The organism is Methylobacterium sp. J-059 (assembly GCF_022829485.1).
Taxonomy (GTDB): domain Bacteria; phylum Pseudomonadota; class Alphaproteobacteria; order Rhizobiales; family Beijerinckiaceae; genus Methylobacterium.
The window spans coordinates 1-1,101 of the sequence record NZ_JAKSYA010000147.1; the positions used below are offsets into that span (position 1 = coordinate 1).

Sequence of the window (1,101 nt, forward strand, 5' to 3'; positions counted from 1 at the left end):
TTCCACCGGCAAGAAGGTTTCCTCGGCCCTCGACAACCCGGTCAACTTCTTCACCGCGCAGAGCCTGTCGAACCGCTCCTCGGATCTCGGCACCCTGCTCGACAGCATCTCCAACGGCGTGCAGACGATCCAGGCGGCCAACCAGGGCCTGACCTCGATCCAGAAGCTCGTGGACTCGGCCAAGTCGACCGCCAACCAGGCGCTCGCGACGCAGATCACCACCACCGGAACGGCCGCCGCTGCCTTCTCGGCCGCTGCCGGATCCGTTAACTTGGAAGTCAACGGCACCGCGGTCTCGACCACGCTGACCGCCAGCGACACCATCGACACGACCATCGCCAAGCTGAACACCGCCGTCAGCGCCCAAGGTGCGGGCAACGCGTTCAGCAAGGACGTCACCGGCACCAAGATCGTCGTCAACGGTACGGCCGATATCGAGTTCTCGTCGCCCGCCGACCAGACCGCGCTCGGCTTCACCAGCGGCACCGCGAACGCGGGTCCTCAATACGGCACCACCTCGACGGCGGGTCAGAGCTCGAACCTGACGGTGACCGGGGTCAAGGAGCGCGCGGCGCTCGCCAAGCAGTACAACAGCCTGCTGACGCAGATCGACCAGCTCGCCAAGGACTCGAGCTTCAACGGCACCAACCTGCTGTCGAGCAGCGCGGCTTCGAACAAGCTGCACATCTCGTTCAACGAGAAGGACACCTCGAACCTCGACGTGCAGGGCGTCGATGCCACCTCGGGCGGCCTCAGCCTGACGTCGATCACCGGCAACTCCGGTGCGACTGCGGACGGCAAGGGCAACTTCCTGCTCGACAGCACGGTGACCTCGACGCTCACCAGCCTGACGAACGCGTCCTCGACCCTGCGCTCGCAGGCCTCGACCTCCGGCTCGAACCTGTCGGTGGTGCAGAACCGTCAGGCCTTCACCAAGAACCTCCAGACCGTGCTCGACACCGCCGCCTCCAAGCCCACCGATGCCGACCTCAACGAGAAGCCCGCGAACTCCCAGGCCCGGCCGCCCCGCCATTCGCCCGGCATCTCGGCCCCCTCGCGGGCAAACCAGCCCAGCCAGGCCGTGTTTCAGCCCCTCCGCTA

Annotated in this window: 1 protein-coding gene; it reads left to right on the forward strand. The window is 66.4% G+C overall.

What is annotated here, in order from left to right:
* On the forward strand, positions 1-1,101 hold a 1,101-nt coding region (locus MKK55_RS21870), incomplete at both ends, for a flagellar protein (RefSeq protein WP_243937621.1).